Source organism: Cellulomonas sp. P5_C6 (assembly GCF_054049635.1).
In genome coordinates this window covers 1-8670 of record NZ_JBFULZ010000177.1, presented here as the reverse complement: position 1 = coordinate 8670, position 8670 = coordinate 1, and the positions used below count along the sequence as shown (strand labels likewise).

Sequence of the window (8670 nt, the reverse complement as noted above, 5' to 3'; positions counted from 1 at the left end):
CCGCGCCTCTGCCCACAGCACCGCCGACCGCACCCGCGAACCCGGCGCAGGCTCCGATCGCCAGCACKGCGCCCGCGGCCCCGGGTGTCCATCCGCACCCGACGGCCGCCCCCGTCCACGCGGTCGCGCCGATCGCGAGCACCTACCCGGCACCGGCCTACGCCCACGCGGGCGGCACCGGTACGGCGACGGCGGCCAAGCCCGTCGTGCGCCGCAGCATCGCGATCGGCGCCGCCGGGGGAGCGCTGGCCCTCGGGCTGCTGGCGGGCGGGGTGACGGCGGGTGCGATCGTCGCCCTCCACGCCTCCACCGACGACACGGCGACGACGAGCGCGCAGGGTGCGTCGTTCGTGCCGCCGACGGTCACGCCGCCGTCGTCGGAGAACCCGTCGTACACGGACCCGGGAACGGGCTCAGGCTCGGGTCCGGGCACCCAGACGCTCCCCGACACCACCCAGTCCTCCGCCGCAGCGGCGAGCACGGACCAGCAGGTCGGCGTCGCCACCATCGACACCACGCTCGGCTACCAGAACGCCGCGGCGGCCGGGACCGGCATGGTGCTGACGTCGGACGGGCTGGTGCTCACCAACAACCACGTGGTCGAGGGCTCGACGGCCATCGAGGTCACCATCGAGTCGACCGGCAAGACCTACACGGCGACCGTCCTGGGCACCGACGCCACCCACGACGTCGCGCTGCTCCAGCTCCAGGACGCGTCGGGGCTGGCCACGGTCGCGCTCGACAACGACAACGGCGTGGTCACCGGCGACGCCGTCACGGCGGTCGGCAACGCGGAGGGCGGCGGCGACCTGCTCGCGGCCGCCGGCTCGGTGGTGGCCACCGACCAGACGATGACCGCCTCGTCCGACGGCTCGACGGCAGGGGAGACGCTGAGCGGGCTCATCGAGTTCTCCGCCGCGGTGGTCCCCGGCGACTCGGGCGGCCCCCTGCTGGACAACGAGGGCGAGGTGGTCGGCATGACGACCGCAGCCTCCACCGCCAGCTCGGTGACGACCGTCGCCTACGCGATCAGCATCGAGGACGCCCTGGTCATCGCGCACCAGATCGACTCGGGCGCGGCCTCCGACACCGTGACGATCGGCTACCCGGCGTTCCTCGGAGTGTCCCTGGCTTCTGGGTACCAGGGCGCGGTCGTGGCGGGCGTCCTCGACGGCACCCCGGCGGCGTCCTCGGGCCTCGCGGCCGGCGACACGATCACGTCGGTGAACGGTTCTGCCGTGTCCTCTGGTTCGGACCTGTCGACCGCCCTCAAGGCGTTCGCCCCCGGTGACTCAGTGGCGCTGACCTGGACCTCGGCCGACGGCACCGCCGGCTCGGCCACGGTCACCCTCATCGCCGGACCCGCCGACTGACCGGGCCGGAATGAAGCCGAMCAGCCTGCCGTTGGGAGGTAGGCTGGTCGGACCGGCTTCGGCTGGTGCTTGATAACTGAACATGGGGGTGATCGGTTTCGACGGTGATCGTCGAACCAGGAGAAGCGGGTCGAGGACGCACGGTTATCTCGTCAACGCTCCGTGCAAAACCATAGGTGCCAATTCCAACCGCACCGACTTCGCCCTCGCCGCCTGAGCGAGTCCCGAAGTCCGTTGGCCTGAGTTTGCTCTTGACTCAGTAACCAGCGTCATCTAGAGAGCCACTGCTGGTCATTGTCGTCAGTGCAATGGCCGGGACTTTTAGCTGACTGAGCCCGTCCACAACTTGCCTGTGGGATTGTGGGGGCCGAGAAAATCACAGCAGGCTGCACCCGGAGAATCCCTGGTACTGCGTCACCGGACGCGGGTTCGATTCCCGCCACCTCCACTGCTCTGACCTGCGGAAACGTCGGTCTTGTTGACCAGGAATAGCCATCCGTTGACTCGGATGGCTATTTTTGTCTCTATGGCGAGCATCCGTGAGCGCCGGCGTCGCGATGGCACGAGGGCCTTCGCCGTATTGTGGCGCGACCCGGATACCGGACGCCAGACCTCGCTCACGTATGACGATCTGCGTGACGCCACTGTGGCTCGTCACCTCATCGAAGCGGCTGGCGGATACGCCGCCGAGGCAGCGAGGATCGCGGACACCGTGCGTCATCGCGGCCCGACCGTCGACGACGTCATCTCCGAGCACATCGACCTGCTGACGTCGGTCGGCCGGGACACCCGCGCGCACTACCGCCAGCAGCTCGCCACGCACATCTCGCCCGTTCTCGGCCCCTATGCCGTCAAGTCGATCACCTACCGGCACGTGGCCGAGTGGGTGCGCACTATGACGGACCGCGGCTACGCACCCAAGACGATCGCCAACGTGCACGGGCTGTTCTCCGCGGCGATGACGACCGCCGTGCGGCTCGGGTACCGCGACGACAACCCGTGTGCCGGCGTCGAGCTGCCCAAGTCGCAGGCGACGCATGACGAGATGACGGTGCTCACGCGCGACGAGTTCGCGCTGCTGCTGTCGAAGGTCGCCGAGTACTACCGGCCCCTCGTGCTGCTGCTCGTTGCCTCCGGGCTGCGCTGGGGCGAGGCGACCGCGCTCACCGTCGCCGACTTCGACCTCACGTCGACGCCCGCGACCGTGCGTGTGACGAAGGCGTGGAAGCGCGACGAGAATCGTCACTGGTACGTCGGCCCACCCAAGACCAGGCGGGCGCGACGCACCGTCTCGCTTCCCGACGACCTCGTCGGCGTCCTCCGCGGCGTCATCGCCGGCAAGGCTCCGGGAGATCTCGTGTTCCCGAACACCGTCGGCAGCCAGCTCTCGTCCTCAAGGTTCTGGACGCAGACGTGGACGCCCGCGCTCGAGGCCGCGATGAACCCGCTGCGGCCGGATGGGTCGCCCGACCCGGACGCGCCCCGGCTGACCAAGAGGCCTCGCGTRCACGACCTGCGGCACACGCACGCCTCGTGGATGATCGCCGCCGGCGTCGACCTGTTCATCCTGCAGCGGCGGCTCGGGCACGAGTCGATCACGACGACAACCGAGACGTACGCACACCTGCTGCCAGACCAGCAGGCCGCCGCAGCGGCCGCCGCCGGGAGAGCGTTGACCGGGCTCGTCATCCAGCCTCAATGACGGCTGACGCGCGCACCGTGATCGTCGCGTCATCGCCGTGTTCATAGGCACGGTGTATTGCGTGGCCGTCATCGGCCGTTCGTCAAGCGATCGGGAACGCCTCCGCCAGGCTTCGATGGATCTCGTCGACGATCGTCGGTGCGAGTGCGCCGGGGGACGTCAGTCGTTCGTACGCCTTCCGCGGCCAGAGGACGTCGACGCCATCGATCTGGAACGAGCCGCCGAACAGCGGCCAGTCGGCGTCGACGAAGCAGAGCATCCCGCGCGCGGGGATGTCATCGTGACCCGCAGCGGCGAGCGCGTCCCGGACAAGCCCGACCTGCTTGAGAACGCCCTCGACGAGCTTGGTGCCGTCGCGGGAGCCGATGACGAGTCGGGACGTCCGCGGGCGGATGATGCCACCCGCGACCTGCAGCGTCGGTCGCCCGGCGTAGCGCTTGGCGTCGATAACGTAAACGCCTGAGGGCGCCACGGCGAAGTGGTCGATGTTGGCCCTACTGCGAGGGATCCGACGGTCGTGCAGCAGCCGGACGCCCTTGTCGGCGAGCGAGTCCAGCCCGCGCCCGAGCATCTCCTCACCCTTGGCGCCGCGCGCCCAGGCGGTCGTGCTCTGCGGCTGCTCCGAGACCGCGAGTATGAGCCCGCCGAGGCGCGGGTGGGCGTCGCGGATGCGCGTCTCACGAGCCGCGCTGCGACGCTCGAACTCTCGCCGTGCCGAGTTACCTGCTACGCCGGCCGCAACCTCGGCAGGCGGTGGGGGAGAGGGCTCGAGCATGGTGTCGTCGGTTGCCGTCTCGAGTGGCGCGGATGCCGGGCAGTCCACGCACGTGACCGACTTGGTGCTCCGGTCGTAGACGCCCGTAGTCCCGGCCGCAAGCGCCGTCCCACATGCGCGGCACGTCCCGGCGTAGCGCAGGCGCATCGTCTTGGGACCGGGGGCTGCCTCGCCGCCGCTTGTCGCCATGCCTGTGCATCGGCAGCTTCGCCGCCGTCCTGAACGCCTCAGATTCGCCCAGCAGCGGCCACACAGCGATGGCCGGCCCGTCAGAACATCTGCGGGTCGCCCTGCACGTGCGGGCGACGCTGGTGCGCTCGCAGCGACCGGACCGTGGCCCCGAGCGAACCAAGATCGGCTGACGCCTCAGCCGGCGGCTCCGCCTCGGGGTCGACGCCGTCGACCGTCGCAAGCCGTACGAGTGCGTCAATGTGCTCGGGAAGGAAACGGATCTTGCCCCTCCCGAACTTCAGGTGCGGCACCCGACCGCGCCGCGCCWGCTCGCGCACCCACTCGACTGAGATACCGAACGACTCAGCGATCTCCTGTGGGGTGGCCGCCGTGTACCCGATGCTCATTGTTACTCCCTCCCGAACTCATCACGCCGCGCCGCGAGCGACACCGCAAGGCACTACCGGAGATCTGTGGACCACGTCCGCATCGGGTGAGCGTGTGTGGCGCCGGTGCCGTACCGCTGACGAGCGCCCTGCCGTGTGATCGCCAGGCATTGAGCGATGGCCGTCCAGGGCGCGCCCACCGCGCGCGCCCGCTCGACCTCGTTGGCGATCTCGGTGTCGAGCGCCCGCACGGCTGCCCGGGCTTCGTCGCGGCGCCGAACGAGCTCCCGCAAGGGAGCACCCTCGTACGGAGGCAAGGCCGGCCGTCTGTCGGTCAAGCGTTGTGCCGACCGGTGCCGTCGGAGCGCCGGCCGCGCGGGCTGCGGCGTCGACGTCGTGCGCGCCGGTGCCGACCTCACCCAAGTCGACTCCGATGACGCGACCGTCCCGCCGGTCCCTAGCCATGCTGGCAATGTTGCTGCCGGACCTGACGCCGCCGCGGCGCGCGCTTCTTCGGCCGCCGCCAGCTTCGCGCGCTCCCGTCGGATCAGGTCCCGTCGTCCCATCACGATCACCTCCCTCGACGGCAGGTGTGCGGCGATCGGCGCAAGATGCGACGACCCACGGCTGCGGGGTGCCGGCGGTACTAGTCGGCGCCTAGGCCAGGCGGTGGCCTGACAACGGAAGTTTCAGCGCATTGACTCTTCTGGCACCCACGCGATGCGCGTTCCCCTGGGACATTTGCGCGACCCGATGTGCCGCTGGGATGGCTCGTCTCTTGGCTGCCYGCCTGCTTGCGGGGCGCCGGTTGTCGATGCCCGCAGATGGTGCTCGCCACTTCGGTTGGTGGGAGCATCTAGGGCGGAGTGGCCCAACCCCGAAGGTGGCAGCGCCGCACGCGACCCCGCAGATGAGCGCATGCCGGAGCAAGCGGTCCCATTGACCGCGACGAACGTGTGGAGAGCGCGGAGAGCGTAGACGGCCAACGCCACACAATGCCTGATCAGATCGGGGTTGCGACTAGCACCTCCGAGAGGCGCTGCTCGAAGCAGCCTCCGGACGTCCGCCCGTACTTATCCGAAACGAACTGGTGCCATCGCGAGGGGTGTCTTGGCTCGCCGCCGACCGTCCAGACGCGGTCGATTCCAGCCTTCAGGAGCTCGTCATAGAGCCAGGCGACTTGATCGTCGCGAGCCAGTCGCGCGGCGCCCGTCATTCCTGCGACACCCCAAGCTGCCAGGACCCCGCTTGCCGTCCGGAGCGATCCCACGAGCGCAGGACGTGCATCGAGCCAGCCGTCGAGGCGCTGCGTGCGGTTGAGTTCAACGACCGACGGTGTCGCGGCAGAGCACAGATTGACGACTTCGATCGTGCTGTAGCCCAGCACCAGGCCGGCCTTGGCTACGGCGTTCCTCGTTCGGATGCCCGTCGTCACGGCGGGCGGGTTCAGGAGAACCGCGGTGAGCCCGCCGGATCCGAACGACTCCGCAGAGGCTCGTCGCTGCCCGTCGTTCGTTCGCACAATGGCCGAGCCTACGATCTGACACTCCGCGAGGTTGTGCTTGCTCATGCAGACAGCGCGAAATGCCCAGACCTAGCTCGTGAGCGTCGAGGCGGATACGGGAGGCGTGGGCCAGCGTCGGCTCGCCCGGTCGCGGCGCACGGGGACAGTCCACGCCGCGGTCTACTGTGTCCCCCTGTGTCGGAGGTCGACGCTACTTTGCACGTGTGTTCGAGTCTCGCGCAGCCCGCCTCGACGCGGCCGCGTGTGGGCAATGCCGAGTGTCGAGCAGGGAACCTGGCAGAATCACACCGCTGTAGTCAGAGGGGCTGATGCGCGTGACGGAGACGTCGAGAACCGGATTGAGAGGGACGTCTGTGGTTTCCGATGAGGTCCAGGACAGCGTCCGGGAGCCGGTGCAGCAGGTGCCAGTAGCTCGGATTCGACCGGAGGACGGGCTCGGCCGAAAGCGTGATCGAGACGGGCACCGCGAGTTGCAGCGTTCAATCGAACAGTTCGGAGTTCTCACACCGATCACGGTCCGGCCGGCTCCTGACAACTCAGGCGACTACCTGCTAATCAAAGGACAAGGGCGGACTCTCGCATGCCGTCTGTTGGGCTTGGAGAAGATTCCCGCGCTCGTGGTCGACGCGACCTACGCAGAGAGCGAGAAGGTCCAGCAGTTTCTCGTTGAGAATGTAGCCCGATTGAAGATGCGGCCCGTCGACCGCGCCCTACTGATACACCGGGCTCGAGAGGCGGGCGAGGAGACAACGGATATCGCAAGCCGATTCGGCCTGCGTCCTGCGACAGTTCGTCGCCTTCTGGCGCAGCTCGATGGTGCCAGCACAAGCGAAGTCGCCGCGCTTCGCCGGGGTGAAGTAAACCTCGCAGCGCACGGCGTCATCGCGCGCCACGTCGACCCCGCCGAGCGCCCGGGGCTGATGGACGTCGTCGCCCGATCAACCATCAAAACCGCCGAGCTCGAAGCTCTGTTCGTTGCTCTCGGCTGGCGACGCTTGGTCGACCTCGGCGGTGAGTTCCGAACGCAACGCCTGCTGTTGTTCAGCTGGGCGTGTGGCGCGCTCGACCTTGCACCAAGCGGGTCAACCAAAGAGCGACTCCGGCAACTGGCCCTGGCGTTTCCGGTTGCGTTTCCGGAATACAGTGTTGGCGGCACGGTGGCTGTGCGATGAGGCTTATTGAGGTGGCCACCGACGACCTGGTCGTTAGCGCCGAGCTGAGCCGTTCTGGAAGTGCTAGGTCTTTCGAGGATCGGCTGCGCTCGTCCATAGAGGAAATCGGTCTCGCTGAACCGCTCAAAGTTGCTGCCCGACCGGATGGGGGCTATCTGGTCATCGATGGCACGATGCGATTGCGCGCTATTCGGTCGATCCGTGAGAAGAATCCTCGACGATTCCAGACTCTAGCAGCTTATGTAATCGACTACCAGCAACGGTACGAAATCCGCTACCAATCGGATATCTACCAAGATCTTCTGCCCAGCCAACTCGCAACTCTGGTCGAGCACCTGCATAGGTCCGAGAACGTCCGAAAGGTCGATATTGCCCGCTATATCGGAGTTTCGCCGGCGACACTCAGGAACTACACTGGCGTCGGCCGACTTTTGGAACGCCACGGTCTCTTTGCTCGAATCGTCGAGCTCATGGATGTTGGCGTCGTTCCGGCTTCCAACCCCTACGCGTGGCTTCGATTGACGGATGCGGGACTCGGGCGGGTGCTCGACGAGCATTTTAGCAAGGGTGAAAACCCGGACGTGTGGATCACCGAAACGGTCGAGTTGGCGCGAACCGGCTCTGGCCAGCGATACCCGATAAAATTCGTCGAGGCGGTCACGGCGGCGCTGCCGCCTGAGTTCTATCGCGGTGGTGAGGAATCCCGCGCGGTGAAGCGTGACCTCGGCTTGCGGCGCGCCTCCGGACAGCCGAAGAGAACCGAGCTGAAAGATGCGCAATTGCGGTTGGCGAGCGTCGCGACCGAGTCGCGCGAGCCGGTTATCCGCGCAGCCGCCCAATCACTCCAGGAGTATCTCGCGTGAACAGCCTTGAAGATTGGTCCGGGGACGCATTCTTTGATGCAGCTGCTCCCGGATCGGTGGATGGCGGAACAACGTCCGCAGGCGATCTGTGGCACAGCGTGAGTCCGCGTTGGGGCCATGCGATGCACTCAATGTGTTCGTATCACGGGATGTTCCCCGCGAAGGTCGCGCACCACTTCATCCAGCGTCACTCGAAACCGGGCGATCTCGTGCTGGATCCATTCAGCGGCCGAGGTACGACGGCGCTCCAGGCCCGGGTTGAAGGCCGACGAGTTATTGGGAACGACTTGAACCCACTTGCGTACGTGTTGTCTCGGGCAAAAGTTGACCCGCCGACCTGGAGCGAGATCAATCGGTTCCTCGATGGTCTCGAACGGAAGTACAAGTCCGCTCGGACTTCGGATCCGGACGTTTCACCGGACATCCGTATGTTGTACCACGAAAACACCCTACGCCAGATCTACTTCATTCGTGCCCGCCTCCTAAGTACCGAAGTCACGAGATGGTCGCGCGAGGAATTCATGATCGCGGGCGCCCTCGCAGGAATAATGCACGGTTCCTGGCGACGCGACGACTCCAGCCAGTTTCTTAGCATCAGCATGCCAAATACGTTCAGCATGTCGCCTGCATATGTGGCGAAGTACATTCGGGAGAATGGGCTCAAGACGATCGACCAGGATGTGTTTGAAAGGCTTCGCGACAA

General features: G+C 66.9%; 8 protein-coding genes and 1 other RNA gene. 6 read left to right on the top strand and 3 right to left on the bottom strand.

All coding sequences use genetic code 11. From position 1 onward, the window contains the following. The 3 genes from ACXJKG_RS16720 to ACXJKG_RS16710 all read left to right on the top strand — a co-directional run. Window positions 1–1373: S1C family serine protease (locus tag ACXJKG_RS16720; protein ID WP_456846873.1), on the top strand; the 1373-nt coding region annotated here is incomplete at its 5' end. An 84-nt stretch (window positions 1374–1457) separates the two neighbouring features. Beyond that, window positions 1458–1824, top strand: a transfer-messenger RNA (tmRNA) gene (ssrA, locus tag ACXJKG_RS16715). A 261-nt stretch (window positions 1825–2085) separates the two neighbouring features. Further along, window positions 2086–3075: a tyrosine-type recombinase/integrase gene (locus ACXJKG_RS16710; protein ID WP_456846872.1), complete on the top strand. Its 990-nt coding sequence runs from the start codon at window positions 2086–2088 to the stop codon at window positions 3073–3075. Between the two features lie 82 nt (window positions 3076–3157). Here the strand turns inward: ACXJKG_RS16710 and ACXJKG_RS16705 are convergent, their stop codons facing one another. From ACXJKG_RS16705 to ACXJKG_RS16695, 3 genes are all read right to left on the bottom strand, one after another. Then, window positions 3158–3850 carry a nuclease-related domain-containing protein gene (locus ACXJKG_RS16705; protein WP_456846871.1) on the bottom strand — a complete coding sequence of 231 codons (693 nt, stop codon included), beginning with the start codon at window positions 3848–3850 and terminating at the stop codon, window positions 3158–3160. Window positions 3851–4119: 269 nt separating this feature from the next. Then, on the bottom strand, window positions 4120–4428 hold the full coding sequence (locus ACXJKG_RS16700) for a helix-turn-helix domain-containing protein (RefSeq protein WP_456846870.1): 309 nt from the start codon (window positions 4426–4428) through the stop codon (window positions 4120–4122). Between the two features lie 982 nt (window positions 4429–5410). Further along, entirely contained in the window at window positions 5411–5977 is a 567-nt protein-coding gene (locus tag ACXJKG_RS16695; RefSeq protein WP_456846869.1) for a hypothetical protein, read from the bottom strand. A 308-nt stretch (window positions 5978–6285) separates the two neighbouring features. Between ACXJKG_RS16695 and ACXJKG_RS16690 the strand changes: the two genes are divergently transcribed. The 3 genes from ACXJKG_RS16690 to ACXJKG_RS16680 all read left to right on the top strand — a co-directional run. Continuing rightward, window positions 6286–7104 carry a ParB/RepB/Spo0J family partition protein gene (locus ACXJKG_RS16690; RefSeq protein WP_456846868.1) on the top strand — a complete coding sequence of 273 codons (819 nt, stop codon included), beginning with the start codon at window positions 6286–6288 and terminating at the stop codon, window positions 7102–7104. Between the two features lie 11 nt (window positions 7105–7115). Next, window positions 7116–7967, top strand: coding sequence for a hypothetical protein (locus tag ACXJKG_RS16685; protein WP_456846867.1), 852 nt, complete (start codon window positions 7116–7118; stop codon window positions 7965–7967). Beyond that, on the top strand, window positions 7964–8670 hold a 707-nt coding region (locus tag ACXJKG_RS16680), incomplete at its 3' end, for a DNA methyltransferase (protein ID WP_456846866.1). The genes ACXJKG_RS16685 and ACXJKG_RS16680, both read left to right, overlap by 4 nt.

Coding starts and splice junctions, on each gene's coding strand:
- ACXJKG_RS16705 (WP_456846871.1), bottom strand. CDS start 3,850: ATGCTCGAGCCCTCTCCCCCACCGCCTGCCGAGGTTGCGGCCGGCGTA.
- ACXJKG_RS16695 (WP_456846869.1), bottom strand. CDS start 5,977: ATGAGCAAGCACAACCTCGCGGAGTGTCAGATCGTAGGCTCGGCCATT.